Below are 20,070 nucleotides of genomic sequence, written 5' to 3'. Positions count from 1 at the left end.
CTCGGATCACCTGACTTCTGTATATTTTTGATCCACTTCGACAGAACGCTCCGGACACGCAGGTTCTTGTCCTTCCTACCGACATTCCTTCGAATTATTCAGTTGGTCATAGTGCTACGAACTTCTTGTTAGTCTATTTCTAGATGAACTTCTCCATTCGACGGTCGAATGACTTCTTTTGCAGAAGGCTTACGAAGAAGTGATGGGCCTTTTTCCGATTGTTGACTGAACTTGCCCCGCTCGAAGAGGATTGTCTCTCCTTTTGAACAGTTAACTCCGGTTATAATACTATTATTTAATTAAAAGATATAATAAAATAAATTCATATCCATGCCTCACTATGTCTTTGATGTACTATGGACGACCTAACCCAGTACCTGAAGAAGCACCCACGAATGATCGGCGTTCTGTTCACAATTATGTTAGCTCTATCACAAACTGGAACTGTTCTCGCGAATAACGGCACGTATTCGGGTACCTAATTAGTAAAAATCGCTAGCGTTGATATTATCGCTCCATTCTACAGATCCATTAGTTATAACTGGAATTTTCCTCAAATCAAAAAACTCTTTCAAATGAGTGTATGTAATTGGAATCTCTCCTGTCACTCCTGGGTGTATATAATATTTTTCGACGGATTCTATATAGGGTGTAAATAAGCTTCCCTTCTCTGTTCCTGCAGCCATATATGTTTTCATTCTAATAGTTACTCCCTCTTTTTTCTGTGCTACTATGCACACATTAGGTGCACCAGTCTTAGACTGTGCTATTGTTGTTATTCCATTTCCAACAATTTGATACTGTTCCCCAGTAATATTTTGCTTCTTGGTTAAATCTAGTGCAGCGTAGAGCGGAAAACCTTGATTCAACAATTTAGCAATCATACTTCCTACACGGATAGCACCATTATTCACAATGTCACCAAGAGTTACTATCCCACCTAAACTTCCTGCTTCAACCAAATGCAACCCTTGTTTATGTGACTCACATGCGTTAAGCAAAAATGCCTTTGCACCAACCGTTTCAATGGATGCTGCGTTCAATTTCCCGTCAGTACACTGCATACCATCTTGATCAATATGACCGATATAGTGAACGAAATCACTTTCTTGAGAAAGAATCTCTTCAAGATCTTTTTTCGTCACTGCATAATGAACCGAAACATCAAATGATAGTTCTTCACGATTTCCATACACATTATTTACTGCCGTTAACTCCTCCTTCATATTCTGATCATTACATATGACTGTGATCTCTATGGCACCTTCCCTTGGGATTCTACCTAGACCATTGTAGAACGCTGCAAGTGGCGTTGTACTTGTGATATTTGCAGATACATCTCTACTCCAAGACTGCTTGATTGTTGGAGCCGAAATTTGAACTCGACAATTAGAGGCTGTGTCTTCACACTGATTTGTTCCATCAATATGTTCAGGATCATGTCTGGTAAATCCTTCAATAGCTTCTGCCCGGTTTTGTACGTCCAATCTTGAAGTTCCGTTCCCACTGTGAACTGTTACCATCGCAAGACGATTAGCAATAAATGGAAGAAATTCTATTATCTCTCGTGTTGGACTAAGTTTCACCTCCAGTCGCCAATCTGGCAGATGTTCCTCTACTGTATCGAACGAGATAGAAAGATAATGTCTTATTTGACTGGCCAATGGTTTGTTATATAACGATTTAAAATCGATATCGAGTTTCGATTTAACCACTTGTTCCTCATGTAGTGGAAGTGGTGTCGCCCCCTCAGTCCGAACGATACAATCGAGGAAGAATATTTGTTTTAGAATACGCTCTACTGTCGTCTCAAAATCTTCTTTTCCCTCGAGATTATACGTAAACTCGCTCTTCGTAACAAGCTGTGGCTCTGGACCAGGAACGACTTTGGCACCCAGATAGTATGCGAGCGGTGTAACAACGAATATGTTGCTTAGTGTTGGTGGTACTTCGATTCGTATCCCTGTATCTAGCCCCTTGAACTCATCAGGTATGTGTAACTCATGCCCAAGTTTGATAGCTGGCGGATGGCCTTGATGGGTTGGATAGGAGCGTTCGACTGTAGTAGACTTTAATGCAGATCCAAATGTTGAGACTGCTTGCATTACGTCAGTTGGTTCCTCAGTTGTGGTGATCATTCCTGCTGGCCGTCGATGATACGATCGAAATCCAAGAATAGTGTGTGTCGATTTATCGAATGTAATGTATGTCCTATCACTGTCTGAATAAATATATACCGGGCTTCTAATCTGAGCATACACTTTCAGCGGACCTGATAGGTCGAGAGTATATTCATCACAAGGGAGAGAAACTTGCTTATTAGGCCGGACCTCCGCTATCATCACCCCATCCTTATCACGAACATAGACGGTCTCGTTTGTTGGTAACGTAATCATCTTTGTCGTGATTTCGACGGCTGTCGCTACTGGAAACTGAATCCGATCCGTATCTACCGGTTCGGGCGAAACCGGTTCATGCGTCGTCAGTCGGTATCGACGGCGCTCGATCGGATCGATGATCTCGATACCGTCTTCAGTTGCTTCGAATTTCGGTTTCATGGAATGGACTGGGTGCGAGAGATCGGTGCAGGCGACCACGCGCCAGCTAAGATACCAGACCTGATGCTCGAGAAATCAATAGTCGTTACGGCTGGCTGATCGAGACCCAGCCGGAGGTCTGGTCGCCGTCGTGGATGGACCAGCGTTCCTGAAAGACGCCGTTTTGCTCCCGAAGTTCGATGACAATGTCGAACAGCGGAGCCAGTACCGAAACGACATCCGAGTCGCGGTCCAGCGGGAGGTGGTAGTGGATCATGCCGTCGGTGGCCCTAGCTCGACCGTTCGTCAGGTGAACGAATTTGAAGACGCGCTCGGTACCGTACTCCTCGAGCAGTGGAACCAGAGAGTCGATACCGACGCGGAGTTCTGCGGGTGCGAGCCTGTCCGAACTGGTTTCGAACGATTCGATGGCACTCGAGATGGCGATGCCGAGGTCGGCGAGAGTCGTGGTTTCGACCGGCGACACTTCGTCCAACGGTATGGAGCGTTTTGAACCGGTTTCACTCGCGGTAGCGCTCCGAGCCTGGGTCGCGTAGTTCACGAGTTTGACCGACTCCGCCGCATCGACGTTCCCATCGAGCAGGTGGGAGATATCGTGGCTGTCGCCAGTCGTCGATGCCAGAACGCGTCGGCGCGGCTGACCGGTTGCTTCCCCCAACAGCCGTCGACAGACGTCCCGTCGCTGAGTGGCTCGCACGGAGCCGACGACGAGAACGCTCGCCCCGCGACGTTTCAATTGGGAGAGCTCCTCGGTGAACCGTTCCTCGTTCGACCCACTACTCCAGTCATTACGCGAAAACATCAATATATGTTATAAACACGCATGGATCAAACATTAAATGTTCGGATTGTAGCGAACCGTTAGCAGTGCGTGCTACCATCAACGCGTTGGTTTTCGACCGCAACGCTCGGTTCGGGTTGCGTATTCTGCTCGCCTTCGAAAGCAAATACTGTATGGCGTAACAGTGTGGCGACTGGTGCCTCCACCGGTAGTCGAAGTCGAATCACTCCGCTGCTGGACCCTCACCGCCGACGTACGCGCGGGTCGCGTCCACGAGTACCTGCCGGTAGGTACTCGAGTCGGGATCGCGGGCGAGTTCTCGAAATCGGCGCTTGAACCACTGGAAGTCCACCTGCGGGGCGTCCATCGCGGCCGCGTGTGCGAGGTCGTACAATCGGTGATCGTCATCGACGAGGTCGTGGCGTTCGGCGAGTGCGAGCGCGAACGCCGCGTTCACAGCAGTGATCTCCGGATCTGCACTCGCGGAGAGGCGTTCGAATCCCGGTCGGGAGGGAGTTATGGGACGGTCGGCGACGGCCATCGCGAGGCTGGATTCAAGAAAGGAGAGGAGTTTTTCTCCGGGGCCGACCGCGAGCGTGATGTCGTCGGCGTAGATGTCTTTCATGTGGTTCGCGATCTGGTAACAGTGCGAGAGCTTTCGGCGTTCGACGCGTTTGCCGGCCAATGCGAGATAGAGGACCTCTTCCGTCGATTGAGTGTGTGAGGGGTGTTCTTCTTCGTGTCTGACCATGTGGGCGAACTCGTGGAGGGCGAGTTCGCGAGCCATCGCGCTCGAGGCGGCCTGTCTCGAGATGTTCAGGACGTGTCGGTCGTCGTAGTGGGCGGCCCAGGTTCGTTGGTCGGGGTCCTCCCGAAGATGAACGTGGACCGGAAGCGAAATATCGTGTTCGGTCTCGAAAACATCCCGGGCGCTGAGGAACGGAGAAGTAGGACCGGAGCCCTGGATTCGGATATCCATGTGTACCAGTACCAGGTTCTGTGAGAGTATGTCTCTTACGCCCAGTTTCGTCGGTCGCAGTTCGTGCCCGCCGTTGTTAGCCGAAGTGAAGATGAAACCCGTGTCACGGATCGACAGTCGAAACCTCGAGGAGAGCGGACTGATCGTTTCGTCATCTTCCGTTTCGCCTCCGATGCGTGGCATTCACTCACGCAAACCTGAAATTCCGGCGTGAAATCCGGGAAATTCGACGGATTCGCGCGGAGACGAAACACTACCCTTTTGACCCCGCTGGCGGTAATGGGGTATATATGGGCCGACGCAAGAAGATCGTCCAAGAGTGTGAACGGCTGATGGACGAACCGGAGAACATCCGGAACATCGCCATCGCCGCTCACGTCGACCACGGAAAAACAACCCTTTCTGACAATCTCCTCGCCGGTGCCGGCATGATCTCCGATGAGACTGCCGGTGAACAGCTTGCGATGGATACGGAGGAAGACGAACAGGAACGTGGGATCACCATCGACGCGGCGAACGTTTCGATGACCCACGAGTACGATGGTACCAACCACCTCATCAACCTCATCGACACGCCGGGCCACGTCGACTTCGGTGGCGACGTCACCCGAGCGATGCGCGCCGTCGACGGGGCGCTCGTCGTCGTCGACGCCGTCGAAGGAGCCATGCCCCAGACCGAGACGGTCCTGCGACAGGCACTTCGCGAAGGCGTCAAGCCGACCCTGTTTATCAACAAGGTCGACCGCCTGATCTCCGAACTCCAGGAAGGACCAGAAGAGATGCAGAACCGACTCCTGTCGGTCATCCACGACGTCAACGAACTCATCCGTGGCATGACCGAGGAGATGGACGACATCGACGACTGGACGGTTTCCGTCGAAGAGGGGACCGTCGGTTTCGGATCCGCCCTGTACAAGTGGGGTGTCTCCATGCCGTCGATGCAGCGAACCGGTATGGACTTCGGCGAAATCATGGACCTCGAGCGCAACGACCAGCGCCAGGAGCTCCACGAGCGGACGCCGCTTTCGGACGTCGTGCTCGACATGGTCTGTGAGCACTTCCCGAACCCGGTCAACGCCCAGCCCCGTCGTATTCCACGGATCTGGCGCGGTGACGCCGACTCCGAACTCGCGGATTCGATGCGACTCGTCGACGAGGACGGCGAAGTCGTCCTGATGGTTACCGACATCGCGATGGATCCCCACGCCGGCGAAGTCGCCAGTGGACGTGTCTTCTCGGGCACCCTCGAGAAGGGACAGGACCTCTACGTATCGGGGACCGCGGGAACAAACCGCGTCCAGTCCGTCGGTGTGTACATGGGTGGCGAACGCGAGGAAGTCGACCAGGTACCGGCCGGGAACATCGCGGCCGTGACCGGTCTCAAAGACGCGATCGCCGGTTCGACCGTCTCCAGCACCGAGATGACGCCGTTCGAGACGATCGAACACATCTCCGAGCCGGTCATTACCAAGAGCGTGGAGGCCCAGACGATGGACGACCTGCCGAAGCTCATCGAGACGCTGCGCCAGGTCTCCAAGGAGGACCCCACGATCCAGATTACGATCAACGAGGACACCGGCGAGCACCTGATCTCCGGACAGGGTGAACTCCACCTCGAGGTCATCACTCAGCGTATCGAGAAGAATCAGGGCATCCCAGTCAACACCGGTGAGCCGATCGTCGTCTACCGCGAGGCCATCCAGCGAGAGAGCGACCAGGTCGAAGGAATCTCGCCGAACCGCCACAACCGCTTTTACATCTCCGTCGAGCCGCTGTCTGACGAGCTCGTCGAGACGGTCAAGAAAGGGGAGGCGACGATGGACATGCCCGAGCAGGAACGCCGTGAGGCCCTGCAAGAAGCCGGCATGGACAAGGACGACTCCCAGGACGTCGAGCACATCCACGGCTCGAACATCCTGCTGGATCAGACGAAGGGTATCCAGCACCTGAACGAGACGATGGAGCTGTTCATCGAGGGGCTCGAGGACGCCCTCGACAACGGCCCGCTGGCGAACGAGCCGGTTCAGGGGACGCTCATCCGCCTGCACGACGCTCGACTCCACGAGGATACCATCCACCGTGGCCCGGCACAGGTCATCCCCGCTACCCGAAACGCCGTCCACAAGGCGCTGATCGACGGTCGCATCAAGATGCTCGAGCCGATGCAGGACGCTCGTATCGACGTGCCGAACGACCACATGGGTGCCGCCTCCGGCGAGATCCAGGGTCGTCGTGGCCGCGTCGACGACATGTACCAGGAAGGAGACCTCATGGTCGTCGAGGGTATCGCGCCCGTCGGCGAGATGATCGGGTTCGCGAGCGACATCCGCTCCGCGACCGAGGGACGTGCCTCCTGGAACACCGAGAACGCCGGCTTCGAGGTCATGGCCGACTCCCTCCAGCGCGAGAAGATCATGGAGATCCGCGAGCGCAAGGGCATGAAGCTCGAACTGCCGCCGGCGATCGACTACATATAGGCGGTCATTCCGTATTCGCTGCCGATCTTTTCTTTCGCCGACCGATCGTACTCCCGAGCCGCTCTGTAGCAGTGTTGTCGACCTCGACGGCGACTGAACCGCGGGTACTAACGTATTTGTTCGCTGTACTGAAACGGTGTACTCGATGAACAGTATTGCGAAGGCGTGTGAGTGACTCGAGGTTCGACCCCTGCCCCTCCTGACTGTGGCAATTCTCCTCGTCTTGTTGGACAGCTCACTGCTTGACGTCGGTACTGTCGATTGGATGTGGACAGTGATCGGCGCGCTCGCGGTGTGCCTCGCACTCGTCGCGATCACGGTTTCCGAACGTGGCGCCAGGGTGTGGAACGCCGTCGAACGAGCGCCGATCGCGCTTCGGCTCGGGGGACTCGTCTGTTTCGTGGTACTGTTCGTCGGTGCGACGTTCGCTGCGATTCCGTCTCGAGCCTCGCGATTGAGTTTCTTCGCTGGAGGCGTCCTCTCTCTGACAGTGGTCACGATCGCTGCGACCGTCGTCACGGAACTCGTTCAACCGGGTCGCTGATCGGAACCGGGTGAACGCTTCCGGTGCGGTAAATCCCAGTTTCCATAGTACCACCTGAAACGATTACAGCCGAGAGAACAGAACCAGCGGCGTCGACGTCGAAACCTAGTAATCGACGCCGTTCACTCCCGTTCGCCGGCACCTAGCGCCGACTCGCCGACTTTCTCGTGTCCCTCGATGACATCTTTGCCGCCCATGTACGGCTGCAGGGCGTCGGGAATCTCCACCGTGCCATCGTCGTTCTGGTAGTACTCGAGGATCGCCACCATCACCCGCGGCAATGCGAGCCCCGAGGCGTTCAGGGTGTGGAGGTACTCCGCCGACTCGTGGCGTTCGGGTCGGTAGCGCAGGCCGGCGCGGCGGGCCTGGAACTCCTCGAAGTTCGAGGCGCTCGAGACCTCGAGCCAGCGGCCGCCTTCCTCGGGACCGTCCTCGAGGTCGTCGCCGGGGGCCCAGACCTCGATGTCGTAGGTCTTCGCGCTCGCGAAGGTGAGATCGCCGGTACAGAGCTCGAGGATGCGGTAGGGAAGACCCAGTTGTTGGAGGACCTCCTCGGCTTCCGAGAGCAGGCCCTCGAGTCGGTCGTAGCTGTCCTCGGGTTCAACGAAATTCACTAACTCGACCTTGTTGAACTGGTGGACGCGCACGATGCCCCGCGTTTCGGTGCCGTGCTCGCCGGCCTCGCGTCGGAAGTTCGGCGTGTAGGCCTGGTGTTTGAGCGGGAGATCCTCGGTCAGAAGGATCTCGTCGGCGTACATGTTGGTGACGGGAACCTCCGCCGTGGGACAGAGCCACAGATCGTCGTCACCGTACGCCTCCTCGTTGCTCCCGCCCAGTCGGTAGGCGTCGTCGGCGAACTTGGGCAACTGGCCGGTTCCCCGCATCGATTCGCTGTTGACGGGAATCGGCGGGAAGAGGTCGACGTAGCCCTGTTCGCGGTGGATATCCATCATGAACTGGATCAGCGCGTGCTCGAGTCGTGCGCCCTCGCCTTTGAGGAAGTAGAATCCGGCACCGCTGGTCTTGGCGGCGCGTTCCTCGTCGATAATGTCCAGTTCTTCGCCGAGTTCGTAGTGGGGGGTGATCTCGTCGGCGTCGACGCGGAGGTCGTCGAAGCCCCAGCGGCGATCCTCGACGTTGTGGCGCTCGTCGACCCCCAGCGGAACGCTCTCGTCGGGGATCTGGGGCACCTCGAGCAGCCGTTGCTCGAGGTCCGCTTTGAGTTCGGTCGCCTCGGCTTCGACGTCCTCGATCTCCGATTTGAGGGTTTTCGACTCGCTGATCGCCTCCTTTCGCTCCTCGTCTTTACCCGCGGCGACCAGTTTCCCGATCCGTTGGGTGATCTCGTTGCGCTCGTGGCGCAGTTCGTCGCCGCGGGCTTTCAGCTCTCGCCACCGCTCGTCGATCTCGAGGAGGTCGTCGAGGTCGACGTCGGCACCGCGATTGTCGAGGGCGTCGCGCACCTCCTCGGCGTGTTCGCGCAGGTAGGTCCGGTCGTGCATTGCTGGTGCGTTCTTTGCGCCCGGCCAAAACCGTGTCGGAAGGCAGCGTCGCGGGTTGGCGGGAACGCGTCGCTGATCGCGTTTCGAGTCGCCGATCGGAACGTTGCGGGAAACGTTTTTTCCGACGGGAGGCGGAGTTTGACGTATGGACCCGCTCGAGGGTGAAGCGTCGATATCGGTCGAGTACGAACCCGTCAGCGTCAAAGAGGTACTCGTCGAGATGAAAGACACCGCGGAGCTCCTGATCGACCTCTCCTACTCCGCGGTCCTCCACCGCAACGCGGACCTCGCACAGGAGGTGCTTCGCCTCGAGGAGCGGATGGACGTCCTCGAGCTGCGAGCGCGGATGAGCCTCATGATGGCCGTCCGCAACCCCACCGACGCCGAACAGCTGGCCCCGGTCCTGGGGATCGTCGCCGCGGCCGACGACATCAGCGACGCCGCCGGCGACATCGCGAAGATCGTCCTCGAGGAGATGGGACTGCCCGACGCCATGCGCGCGGCGCTGCCGGAGGCGGCCGAGACGCTCGTTCGCGGCGTCGTCGATCCCGGTTCCGAATACGTCGATCGAACCCTCGAAGACATCGACCTCGAGTCCGAGACGGGCGTGCGCGTGATCGCCCTCAGGCGCGGTGACAAGTGGTTGCTCAACCCCGGGCCGACGACGACCGTGATGGCAACCGACGTCGCGCTCCTGCGCGGCCCCGATCCGGCGATCGGTGCGGTTTGCGAAACGCTGACCGGAACGCCCTACGAAACACCGGATATCGACGACCCGGCCATCGACGACCTGGAGCGGGCGGTGGACACGATCGTCCACATGAAGAACCTCTCGGAGCTGGCGGTCGATCTCGCCTACAGCAGCGTCCTGTTCGACAGCGCGGCGCTGGCCGAGGAGGTGCGCAACCTCGAGATCGAGGTCGACGCCCTCCAGTCGCGGTTCGAGGCGTGGACGTTGCGGGCGGCTGCCGAGGCGTCGGATCCGGTGGTACTCCGTGGGCTGATCCGACTGGGTGTCTGCACGGAGGTCATCAGCGACGCGGCGATCGATATCAGCGAAGGCGTGCTCCGGGATATCGCCGTTCATCCGGTCGTTCAGCTGGCAGTTCAGGAAAGCGACGAGATAATCACGCGCGTCGAGATCGATCCCGAGAGCGACCTCGACGGGACTGCGATCACGGCCGGCGTGCCGGACACGGAGTCGACGATGTCGGTGATCGCGATTCGCCGTCCGGGCGAGGGCTGGTTGCTGGTGGCCGATTCGGATGGCGAACTCCGCGGTGGTGACATCCTGATCTCGAAGGGGACCCGGACGGCTGCGAGCGCGTTCGAAGAACTGGCTCAGCGCGCTCATACCGACTGACGTCGGGAGCGACGATACCTGCGTACCGATTACGTCCCACGCGCTCGCGTTACCCGACGTATCCGGTCAGGAGCGCGACGAGTTCGAGATAGACGAGTGCGCCGAGGATGGCGATACCGACGGCGAGGGCGAACGGGACGAGCGTCTGCCCGATTTCTGGAGTCCGGATCGTCCGAAGCAGTTCGATCATATGTTTCCCCCGCGTGCTGTGCGGTGATGCGGGGACCGGCGCGGTTGTTCGTGCGGTCGCGTTTCAGGAACCATATCTATGCTGCCCACCGCTTCGCACTTGAAGCTCAGTCAGACGCTCGACAGACGCAGGGAAGACGCCGCCTTTCTGTCCGTCGAGCCGGTGCGACCGGCATCGGTGCATTCGTTTTCCGACGACCGAACTCTGCGTTCGAATCGAGTACGGACCGGAGCGTCCGGTGTGAACGCGCACTCGGCCGGCCATGCGCATACAGGCGTCGAGCGCAAGCGCGTCGTGGCCCTCGCTGTAACCGAGACCCATGAACGGAGAACTGAAACCCCTCGAGGAGCAGGTGATCGTGATCACCGGTGCGTCCTCGGGTATCGGATTGACGACCGCACGAATGGCCGCCGACAGGGGCGCAACGCTGGTGCTCGCCGCTCGGAGCGAAGACGCGTTACGGGAGTTGGCCGAGGAGATCAACGACGAGGGCGGCGACGCGGCGTACGTCGTCGCCGACGTGCGCAATCGGGAAGACGTTCGCGAAATCGCACGGGTCGCGACGGATACCTACGGCGGCTTCGATACGTGGGTCAACGGTGCGGCCGTCTCCATCTACGGCAAACTCGAGGACGTTCCGATCGAGGAGATGCGCGACCAGTTCGAGACCAACGTCTGGGGGCTCCTGTACGGCTCGCTCGAGGCCGCAGACCACTTGAAAGAAAGGGACGACGGTGGTGCGATCATCAACGTCGGGAGTATCGTCTCCGAGCGCGCGATAGTACTCCAGGGAAGCTACTCGGCGTCCAAACACGCCGTCAAAGGCTTCACCGAGACGCTTCGAACGGAACTCGAGGAGGAAGACGCACCCGTCGCTGTGACGCTCGTCAAACCGAGCGGGATCGATACGCCGTTCCCGGAGCACGCGAAAAACCACATGGACCGGGCGGCGACGCTTCCGGCACCGGTCTACGCGCCGGAGACGGTGGCCCGGTCGATCCTCCACGCCGCGGAACACCCCCAGCGCGAGGTGACCGTCGGTGCCGGCGGAAAGAACATGACGCTGCTCGGCCGGAACGCCTCGCGGCTGATGGATAGACTCATGGAAGCGGCGTTTTTCAGCCAGCAGCGAACGGACGATCCGCCGCGTCCCGACGACCGGAACGGTCTCGACGGCCCCGCCGGCGACCTCGAGGAGCGAGGCAGCTACGAGGGCCACGTTGCGGAGTCGAGTCTGTATACGAGCCTCCGCCAACGCCGGGAGATACCGGGTACGATCGCCGTCGCCGCCGGGATCGCCGCGACTGCGATGTACGTGGGATACAAACTGCTCCGCAGTGGCGACGAAACAGGTAGATCGAATCGATGAGGCCGCCGTCGTGATTACTGGGCGACCGGAAGCCCGGTATTCGACGGTTCTGGTGGCACTGACGGGTGTCACTCGCGCGAACGATGTCTCTTCGCGCGGATGAGTCGTGGTACTCCGACCCTCGCAAGTGTTATCCGTGGTCTGTCCCTACACTTGTTTGTAATGGCGAAAGGTAAGGTTGATTTCTTCAACGACACAGGCGGCTACGGTTTCATTGAGACGGACGACGCGGACGACGATGTTTTCTTCCACATGGAAGACGTTGGCGGCCCGGATCTCGAAGAAGGTACAGAAATCGAATTCGACATCGAGCAGGCCCCCAAAGGTCCGCGCGCGACGAACGTCGAACGACAGTAAGACCCTGTTTACTGTCGCCTCACGGCGACGTTAACAGCGGATTTTCATTTTATCACCGCTCCAGAGCCGGTCGCTTCGGCCCGTTCGGGTACCGCGAGGTGCGCCTCGAGCCGCTCAGAACGTACCGACCGCGACGATACCCCAGGCGAGTCCGATCGCCGCGAGCGAGAGCGCGAGGTTTCCCGCGGCGTTCGCGACGGCGAGCAGCCGGTCACCGCGTTCGTATAGCCGGACGGTTTCGACCGAGAACGACGAGAACGTCGTGAACGCGCCACAAATGCCGGTTCCCACGAGCTGCATCATCGACTCGCTCGCGCCCGCGAAGATCGCGAGTCCGAAGCCGAAACTACCGAGCACGTTCACGACCAGCGTCGGCCAGGGAAATCGCTCGCTCGAGAACCGCAGCCATACCCAGTGGCGCAACACCGCGCCGATCGCGCCGCCGGTCCCCACGACGTGAGCGGGTTCGGGGTCGAACGTAACGTACTCCGAGAGCCCGTTGCTGATCAGCGACGCGCCGGCGAGTACCGCCTCGAGCGCGCCCGCGGAGACCACCGGCTCGAGGCTCATGCGGTCTCACCGCCGGCGGTCGGTCCGGATCCGTCGCGGAGGCGGCGCGCGAGCGCCCGACTCGCGAGAACGCTCACGAATCCGAGTCCGTAGTTGCCGGCGACGATGGCGACGAACGACAGCGGCTCGGGTGCCAGCGCCGACTGGATCGCGAACGTGCTGTAGGTCGTCAGCGACGAGAGAAAGCCGGTCGTGAAGACGATCCGCGAGCGGCTCCCGACGAGTCCCGCGTACTCGGCCTCGTAGACGAGGCCTCCGAGGGCGAAACAGCCGAGCGCGTTGACCAGCACTACGGCCTGTATCTCCGGGAGCAACCCGGCCGCGAAGTATCTGAGGTTCGATCCGGCGAAGCCGCCGATGCCGATCAGTGCGAGCGTCTCGAGTCGAACGAGGGGGTGGTCGGCTGCCATAGCTGGTTGGGAGGCAGGGACCGTCAGCCGCCCTCGCGTTCGACGCGGCCGTCGACACGACGACCCGCGACGACTACGAGCGGTCCGGCGGTTGGTTCGGGCGGGCCCCATCGCCCGGATACGGCGTGGTTCTCCCAGCGGCGTGATTAGAATTGCGATGTAAATCGCCTCGCGTCGGCTCGATCGGAAGGAAAAGACCCAAGTTTAGACTCCCTCTAAACCACGGCATGGTCGATGTCGAGGACGAACGCCGCGGGTTCATGCGCGCGTCGTGGGTGAACGTCCTCGGCAACGTCGTCAAAATTGTGGTCGAGGGGGCCGCAGGGCTGGCCTTCGGGAGCGTCGCCCTGGTCGCCGACGCCGCCCACTCGCTCGCGGACCTCGTCGCGAGCGTCGTCGTGTTGATCTGGGGCCGGAGTTCCTACGACGAACCCGACGATACCCACCCGCACGGTCACGACCGGATCGAACCGCTGACGGCGCTGTTCGTCGGCGCGGTGATCGCATTGCTCGGATTGCTGTTGCTCTCCGAATCCGTCCAGGGGCTCGTCGAGCAGGATCCGCCCGACGCGAACCTGCTGTTGCTCGGCGCGCTCGCGTTCGCGATCGTGGACATGTACCTCGTCTACCGATACACGACGCTCGTCAACGAGGACGTGAACTCGACCGCGCTCAGGGCGCTCGCCGCGGACTGCCTGAACGATATCTACACCTCCTTCGCCGCGGTCGTCGGCGTTGCCGGCGTGTGGTTCGGGCAGCCGATTCTTGACCCCCTCGCCGGGGCGCTCGTCAGCCTGCTGGTCGTCTATCAGGGCGTCGAGATCGGCCGCGAGAACGTCGATTACCTCACCGGTGCCGCTCCCGATCCCGAAAAGCGCATGACGATCATCGAGACCCTGCGGACCCACCCGGAGGTCCGCGGCGTCCACGATCTGACCGTCTTCTACGACGGCACCGTCCTCGAGGTCGAAGTCCACGTCGAGGTCGACGGCGACATGCCGTTCCGGCAGGCCCACGACATCGAGTCGGATCTCGTGGAACGGCTGCGCGAACTCGAGAACGTCGGCGACGCCCACGTCCACCTCGATCCGTCGGGAATCGGCGAGTGGAAGGACTGTCCCGACAATCGGTAACCGCCCCGGCGGCCGGATCACGGATCGTCCGTCGTCAGCGTCGCGGTGCTCCCGGAACCGACCGCACAGTCTCCGCATTCGAGCGAGCGTTCGGCCGCGACGCCAGCTTTTATCCCGTCAGCCGACGGGATACCGCTATGGAAACGGATCTCGGTACGGTTCACGAGGTGACGGCCGGCGACTGTACGGACTGTTACTATCTCGACACCGGCATGTACGACACGGAGGAATACGGCGCCGTCTATCTCCTCGACGACGACCGGCCCGCCGTCGTCGATACCGGGATCGGAACCGACTACGAGTCGATCGTCGAGGCGCTCGAGGCGGTCGGCATCGACCCCGAGGAACTCGCGGTTATCGCGGTGACGCACATCCACCTCGATCACGCCGGCGGCGCTGGCTTCCTCGCCGAGGTCTGCCCGAACGCCGACGTGTACGTCCCGGCTCCCGGATCGGGGTTGCTCGCCGATCCCTCGCGACTGGTCGAGGGCACGAAAAACGCCGTCGGCGACCAGTGGGAGTTCTACGCCGAACCGAAACCGATCCCCGAAGACCGAATCGTCGAACTCGAGGGCGGCGACGTCGTCGACCTCGGCGAACACGAACTGCGCGTCCACGACGCGCCGGGCCACGCGTTCCACCAGGTGATCTTCGAGGACCCGGCGAACGACGCCGTCTTCACCGGCGACGCAGCGGGCATCTGGATCCCCGGAATCGAGGAAATCCGGGAGACGTCGCCCCCTTCGGACTTCGATCTCGAGCAGTGTCTCGACGACCTCGAGACGATCGCAGAAATCGATCCGGACGTTCTCTGTTACACGCACTTCGGGCCGCGAGACGTCGGTGACGACCTCGACGCCGCCCTCGAGGAGTACGCGACCGTGCTTACCGACTGGGTGCGGGCCGTCGAACGGAAGCGCGAGGAACTCGCGGACGACGAGGCCGTCGTCGAACACTTCGCTACCGAGACCGACGTGGCCGACGTCTGGGGCGAGCGCAAGGCGAGCGCCGAGGCGGCGATGAACACGCGGGGCGTCCTCGGCTACCTCGACCGACGGGACTGAACTCGGATCGTTTCGATCGCCCGTCGAGTCGCTCGAGCGGCGGTCTCGACACCCGGTCCCTCGAGCGGTGTACGGCGCGAGGTCCGGACCCAATAAACGGAGCGGCCGGTGAAGCCCGTTTCAACATGTTTTATCGTGCGAGAGATGCTGTCACATTCGTATGAACTGGCAGGATGCCGAACGGGAGTACGAGGACGACGTCATCGGGGAGACGACGCTCGGGCGGATGTTCGAGGAGGCCGTCGAACGGAACGCGAATCGTCCGGCCCAGCAGTACAAGGGCGGGATCTACGATCGGTCGCTAACGGATTCGGTTCTCACGGCCGCGACGCCCGGCGAGTACCGAACGATTTCCTACGCTGAAATGCGCGATATCGTCCGCAAGCTCTCGGCGGGATTCCACGACCTCGGCGTCGATCGGGGGGACCGGGTCGGCATCTTCGCCAACACCCGAATGGAGTGGGCCCAGTGTGACTTCGCCCTGCTCGGTGCCGGCGCTGCCGTCACGACCGTCTACACGAGTTCCTCGCCGGATCAGGTCGAGTACCTGCTCGACGATCCCGACGCCTCCGCCGTCGTCGTCGAAAACGAGGCGCTGCTCGAGCGGGTCCTCGCGGTCGAAGACGAACTCGATCTCGAGTTCATCGTCTCGATGGACGACCTCGATGGCTACGACGACCGCGAGGATATCCTCACGCTCGAGGCGGTCTACGACCGCGGCGAGGAGACGTTCGACCTCGAGTCCTATCAGGAGCGCGTCGACGCGCCCGAACTGGACGATCTGGCGAGCCTGATCTACACCAGCGGGACGACGGGCCAGCCCAAGGGCGTCCAGTTGACCCACTGGAACTTTCGGTCGAACGTTAACGCGGTCCGCAAGCGGTTCGCACCGCGACCGGACAAGCCGGACGGCGTCCCGGCACTCGACGAGGAGTCGGTCGCGGTGTCGTACCTGCCTCTGGCACACGTCTTCGAGCGGACGGCGGGCCACTTCGTGCTGTTCGCGACCGGCGCGTGCGTCGCCTACGCCGAGAGTTCGGAGACGCTCCAGGAGGACTTCGGCATCGTTCAGCCGACGACGGCGACGAGCGTGCCGCGGGTCTACGAGAAGATCTACGACGCGATCCGCGAACAGGCCAGCGAATCCGGCGCGAAACAGCGGATCTTCGAGTGGGCGACCGGCGTCGGCATCGAGTACCAGCAAGCCGAGTCGCCGGGTCCGATCCTGGCGGCCAAACAGGCGCTGGCGGACAAACTCGTTTTCTCGTCCGTTCGCGACGCGTTAGGCGGCGAGATCGACCTGCTGATCAGCGGCGGCGGCAGCCTCTCGCCGGAGCTCTGCCGGCTCTATCACGCGATGGGGCTGCCCATCTACGAGGGATACGGGCTGACCGAGACCTCGCCGGTCGTCACGACGAACCCGCCGGAGGCGGTGCAGATCGGTACGATCGGCCCGGCGCTTCCCGGGATCGACCTTAAAGTCGACGAGACGGCCGCCGATCAGGAGGTGTTCAGCGACGATCCCGGCGACGTCGGCGAACTCCTCGTCAAGGGGCCGAACGTCACCCAGGGGTACTGGAACAAACCCGGCGCAACGCAGGGCGCCTTCGTGGAAGACGACGCCGGCGAACGGTGGTTCCGAACCGGCGACATCGTCCACATCCGCCCCGACGGCTACCTCGAGTTCCGCGACCGCGTCAAACAGATCATCGTTCTCTCGACGGGCAAGAACGTCGCGCCCGGCCCGATCGAGGACGCATTCGCCGCGAGCGAGATCGTCGAACAGGCGATGGTCGTCGGCGACGGCGAGAAGTTCATCGGCGCGTTGCTCGTTCCCAACACGGAACACGTTCGCGAGTGGGCCGCGGAAGAAGGTATCGACCTTCCCGACGACCCCGAGTCGATGTGCGACGACGACCGCGTTCGCGAGTACGTTCAACAGGAAGTCGATCGGGTCAACGGGAACTTCGAGAAACACGAGACGATCAAGCGCTTCGAACTCGTCCCGCAGGAGTTCACCGAGGAAAACGAGATGTTGACGCCGACGATGAAAAAGAAGCGTCGCGTCATCCTTTCGCGGTTCGAGGACCGGGTCGACCGAATCTACGAGGAGTGATCGATCCCGCCACCGGGATCGCTCGTTCGGGTCCGCTCTCGGGTACTTTCACTCGAGCGAACGCGGCTCGAACTACCTCCGGGGCTCTCTCGAAGCCGATACCGGAATCGGAACGACGGATCGGTTCTCGGTACGTTTAACAGGCAACTCGCCCACGAACGGATATGAGCACTCGGGACGTCTTCTGGTCGATTTATCGCGAAGCGCTCCCCGTTTTGCTGATCGCGCTCGGCGGCGGTATCTTCGCCGGACTGGTGCTTGAAGGAACCCTGGAGAGCGTCGAGCGGTTTCCCGGCCTCCTCGTGATGGTTCCCGTGTTTCTGGCGACGCGCGGGAACGTCTACGGCGCACTCGGCGGACGGATCTCGAGCGGACTCCACCAGGGGCTGATCCCGCCGCGGTTCGAGCGGAACGAACGGCTCGTCAACGCGGTAGTGGCCTCGTTCGTCAACGGCATCGGGATTTCGATCGTCATCGGCGTCGTCACGTGGATCGCGCTGCTGGTGATCGGGTGGGAGGTCGCCGCAGTCTACGAACTCGTCGGGATCATGCTGATCGCCGGGACGTTGACGTCGGTCGTCATGATCGTCGGGCTGTTGGCGTTGATCTTCGCCGGCTACGAGTCCGGCTACGATCCCGACAACCTCGTCGGTCCGGTCGTGACGACGCTCGGGGATATCTTCGGCATGCTCTTTCTGGTGTTCGCGATCTCCATCGTGGAGGTACTCGCCTGATGGTGGCTCCGCAGGGATCGCTCGGCACGTGGGACGCAAAGCGCATCGTTCTGAACATGTTCCCGCTGCTGGTCGTCCTCTCGATCATCGTCCTCGCGGCGGGCATCACGCTCGAGGACGCAGAGGAGATGCTCAACGAGTACGGACTGCTGGCGGTGATGGTGCCGACGATGGTCGACATGGGCGGGAACCTCGGCGCGATCTTGAGTTCGCGGCTCTCGACGCGGTTCCACCTCGGAACGACGGAACTCGACCTGCGCGATCGGGTTCTGTGGGGTAACGTCGCCGCGATTCTGGCGCTGGCGGCGACGATCTTCACCGCACTGGCGTGTGGTGCGTACGTAGTCGGCGTCCTCTTTGGCTTCGCGCTGCCGCTCTCGGCACTGCTCGCCATCTCGTTGATCAGCGGGATGTCGGTCGCCGTCATCGCTATCGTGTTCAGTTTCGCGGCGACCTACGCCTCCTACCGGCTGGGGATCGACCCCGACGACACGACGATCCCGATCGTCACGAACGTCGTCGACGTCTGCGGCATGGTCATCTTCATCGGCGTTTCGACACTCGTTCTGGGCTTCTGACCTCGCCACTTACTCGCGGTTCCGATCCGAATCCGTCGACCGCCTCAGATCTGTGCCAGCGCTTCGAAGGCGGTGGCGGCCGTCCGCGTCCCCTTCGAGATGAGAATATCGCCGCCTCGCACCTCGGCGTCGGCGTCTCCGACCAGCAACCAGCCCTCGCCAGGTCGGCGAATCGCGATCACCGACATCGTCGACTCCGTGTCCGGCACGCCGACCGTGATCGCGGTCCCGTCGAGGTCGCTTTCCGACTCGACCTCGACGCGCGTGATTATCTCGTCGCTCTCTTCGACGGCCATCTGCACCACGGGGTGAACGTCGATATCCCGGAGCACGCCTTCGCTGATGTCGACCGCCGCGTCGCTGATGACCTCCGTGGCGCTGCCCAGGTGGATCAGCCCACGGAGTACCACCGGATCCGACGCCTCGGCGGCCGCCCGCAGCGTCCACGCCTCGAACCGCGATTCCAGCGCGTCGACTTCGACCTCGAGGTTGCGAACCTCCTCGGCGAGGGCGTCGTTGTCGAAGAGCACGGCGCTGTAGGCGAGATCGACCGCCAGCTCCGAGAGGTTCTTCATGTGAACGATCGTGTTCACGGCCCGCTCTAAGTCCTCGATGGCCGGTGTCTGCGCGGTTGGCGGCTCGTAGGGCGTTCCGGTCAACCCCTCGTAGACGTCGCCGATCGACGGATCGGGGCCGCGCAGGAGCGCGACGTCGTGGCTCTCGACGGACGTCTGCGGACCGGGATTGAGCAGCCACTCGTCCCCGCGCCGAAGCGCAATTACGCGCACGCCCGTCTCCGACTCGAGGTTGATCGACTCGAGCGTCCGCCCCGCGTATTCGGAGTGTTCGCCGACGACCCCTCGAACGAGCGTTTCGACGGCCTCCGGCAGCGCCGCACGCATCGCCTCCGGGAGACCGATATCCTCGAGGACGACCTTCGCGATGTCGCCGGCGGCGTCGCTGATGTCGTCGGCCGCGGCGACGATCCCCAGGACCGGTGCGAGCCGTTCGGCGTCTTCCGGGCTGCGAACGGCCATCATCAACCCCATTCGCGCTCGCATCTCGAGGACGTCCATCCGCTCCTCGAGTCGGAGGACCTCTTCGGCGATATCCGCGCTCGAAAGGAGGACCGCGGAGTAGGAGAGGTCGATCAGGAGCTCCGCGGTGTCTTTCATCTCGACGAGTACCTCTTTGACGTTGACGGGCTCGTATTCGATCGGAGTCGACGAGGCTTCGCCCTCGAAGTGATTCATGAACGGAGCTATTCACTCTCGTGAGAAAAGGGTTTCCCGTGCGTGCCATCGCCTGAGCGGCCGGTTTTCGACGGTTAGCGATCCCGAATCCG

Annotated in this window: 19 protein-coding genes; 11 read left to right on the top strand and 8 right to left on the bottom strand. The window is 61.0% G+C overall.

Translation table 11 applies throughout. From position 1 onward, the window contains the following. Positions 1-356: 356 nt before the first annotated feature. The gene (locus DWB23_RS24135) at positions 357-482 is read left to right on the top strand and encodes a DUF7503 family protein (protein WP_455429440.1); all 126 of its coding nucleotides are present in this window, start codon (positions 357-359) and stop codon (positions 480-482) included. On the opposite strand, the gene DWB23_RS16145 is transcribed toward DWB23_RS24135, so the two are convergent. The 3 genes from DWB23_RS16145 to DWB23_RS16135 all read right to left on the bottom strand — a co-directional run bounded on the left by DWB23_RS16145 (position 483) and on the right by DWB23_RS16135 (position 4,318). Further along, complete coding sequence (locus DWB23_RS16145) at positions 483-2,105, bottom strand: hypothetical protein (RefSeq protein WP_338067827.1); 1,623 nt, start codon at positions 2,103-2,105, stop codon at positions 483-485. It abuts the gene before it with no gap. 538 nt (positions 2,106-2,643) lie between these two features. Then, the gene (locus tag DWB23_RS16140) at positions 2,644-3,360 is read right to left on the bottom strand and encodes a DUF7504 family protein (protein WP_121743828.1); all 717 of its coding nucleotides are present in this window, start codon (positions 3,358-3,360) and stop codon (positions 2,644-2,646) included. A 202-nt stretch (positions 3,361-3,562) separates the two neighbouring features. Continuing rightward, on the bottom strand, positions 3,563-4,318 hold the full coding sequence (locus DWB23_RS16135) for a DUF5781 family protein (RefSeq protein ID WP_121744303.1): 756 nt from the start codon (positions 4,316-4,318) through the stop codon (positions 3,563-3,565). Positions 4,319-4,608: 290 nt separating this feature from the next. On the opposite strand from DWB23_RS16135, the gene DWB23_RS16130 reads away from it, so the two are divergent. Both DWB23_RS16130 and DWB23_RS16125 read left to right on the top strand, forming a co-directional pair. Continuing rightward, positions 4,609-6,795: an elongation factor EF-2 gene (locus DWB23_RS16130; RefSeq protein ID WP_121743827.1), complete on the top strand. Its 2,187-nt coding sequence runs from the start codon at positions 4,609-4,611 to the stop codon at positions 6,793-6,795. Positions 6,796-7,060: 265 nt separating this feature from the next. Beyond that, positions 7,061-7,339, top strand: coding sequence for a hypothetical protein (locus DWB23_RS16125; protein ID WP_121743826.1), 279 nt, complete (start codon positions 7,061-7,063; stop codon positions 7,337-7,339). Positions 7,340-7,461: 122 nt separating this feature from the next. On the opposite strand, the gene serS is transcribed toward DWB23_RS16125, so the two are convergent. Beyond that, positions 7,462-8,841 carry a serine--tRNA ligase gene (gene serS / locus DWB23_RS16120; protein WP_121743825.1) on the bottom strand — a complete coding sequence of 460 codons (1,380 nt, stop codon included), beginning with the start codon at positions 8,839-8,841 and terminating at the stop codon, positions 7,462-7,464. A 145-nt stretch (positions 8,842-8,986) separates the two neighbouring features. Here serS and DWB23_RS16115 point away from each other — a divergent pair, with 145 nt between their 5' ends. After that, entirely contained in the window at positions 8,987-10,204 is a 1,218-nt protein-coding gene (locus DWB23_RS16115; protein ID WP_121743824.1) for a potassium channel family protein, read from the top strand. A gap of 49 nt (positions 10,205-10,253) precedes the next feature. Here the strand turns inward: DWB23_RS16115 and DWB23_RS23095 are convergent, their stop codons facing one another. Continuing rightward, complete coding sequence (locus DWB23_RS23095) at positions 10,254-10,394, bottom strand: hypothetical protein (RefSeq protein WP_162989852.1); 141 nt, start codon at positions 10,392-10,394, stop codon at positions 10,254-10,256. Positions 10,395-10,713: 319 nt separating this feature from the next. On the opposite strand from DWB23_RS23095, the gene DWB23_RS16110 reads away from it, so the two are divergent. Both DWB23_RS16110 and DWB23_RS16105 read left to right on the top strand, forming a co-directional pair. Next, entirely contained in the window at positions 10,714-11,763 is a 1,050-nt protein-coding gene (locus DWB23_RS16110) for an SDR family oxidoreductase (RefSeq protein ID WP_121743823.1), read from the top strand. 162 nt (positions 11,764-11,925) lie between these two features. After that, positions 11,926-12,120, top strand: coding sequence for a cold-shock protein (locus DWB23_RS16105; protein WP_121743822.1), 195 nt, complete (start codon positions 11,926-11,928; stop codon positions 12,118-12,120). 114 nt (positions 12,121-12,234) lie between these two features. On the opposite strand, the gene DWB23_RS16100 is transcribed toward DWB23_RS16105, so the two are convergent. Continuing rightward, a complete protein-coding gene (locus DWB23_RS16100; RefSeq protein ID WP_121743821.1) occupies positions 12,235-12,690 on the bottom strand; it encodes a fluoride efflux transporter FluC in 456 nt (151 codons plus the stop codon). After that, positions 12,687-13,100, bottom strand: a complete 414-nt coding sequence (locus DWB23_RS16095; protein ID WP_121743820.1) for a CrcB family protein — start codon at positions 13,098-13,100, stop codon at positions 12,687-12,689. Before DWB23_RS16095 ends, DWB23_RS16100 begins: the two co-directional genes overlap by 4 nt. A gap of 227 nt (positions 13,101-13,327) precedes the next feature. Between DWB23_RS16095 and DWB23_RS16090 the strand changes: the two genes are divergently transcribed. From DWB23_RS16090 to DWB23_RS16070, 5 genes are all read left to right on the top strand, one after another. Continuing rightward, a complete protein-coding gene (locus DWB23_RS16090; protein WP_121743819.1) occupies positions 13,328-14,233 on the top strand; it encodes a cation diffusion facilitator family transporter in 906 nt (301 codons plus the stop codon). A gap of 137 nt (positions 14,234-14,370) precedes the next feature. Next, on the top strand, positions 14,371-15,297 hold the full coding sequence (locus DWB23_RS16085; protein ID WP_121743818.1) for an MBL fold metallo-hydrolase: 927 nt from the start codon (positions 14,371-14,373) through the stop codon (positions 15,295-15,297). A gap of 160 nt (positions 15,298-15,457) precedes the next feature. Then, a complete protein-coding gene (locus tag DWB23_RS16080; protein ID WP_121743817.1) occupies positions 15,458-17,413 on the top strand; it encodes an AMP-dependent synthetase/ligase in 1,956 nt (651 codons plus the stop codon). Between the two features lie 164 nt (positions 17,414-17,577). Then, positions 17,578-18,147 (top strand): magnesium transporter, encoded by a 570-nt coding sequence (locus DWB23_RS16075; protein ID WP_121743816.1) that lies wholly within the window; start codon positions 17,578-17,580, stop codon positions 18,145-18,147. Beyond that, positions 18,147-18,725 (top strand): magnesium transporter, encoded by a 579-nt coding sequence (locus DWB23_RS16070; protein ID WP_121743815.1) that lies wholly within the window; start codon positions 18,147-18,149, stop codon positions 18,723-18,725. The genes DWB23_RS16075 and DWB23_RS16070 overlap by 1 nt, the downstream gene beginning before the upstream one ends. 44 nt (positions 18,726-18,769) lie before the next feature. Here the strand turns inward: DWB23_RS16070 and DWB23_RS16065 are convergent, their stop codons facing one another. Next, positions 18,770-19,978: a potassium channel family protein gene (locus tag DWB23_RS16065; RefSeq protein WP_121743814.1), complete on the bottom strand. Its 1,209-nt coding sequence runs from the start codon at positions 19,976-19,978 to the stop codon at positions 18,770-18,772. Between the last annotated feature and the right edge of the window lie 92 nt (positions 19,979-20,070).

The organism is Natronorubrum halophilum (assembly GCF_003670115.1).
Taxonomy (GTDB): domain Archaea; phylum Halobacteriota; class Halobacteria; order Halobacteriales; family Natrialbaceae; genus Natronorubrum; species Natronorubrum halophilum.
The sequence above is the reverse complement of the archived record's forward strand: the minus strand, read 5'-3'. Positions and strand labels throughout refer to the sequence as shown.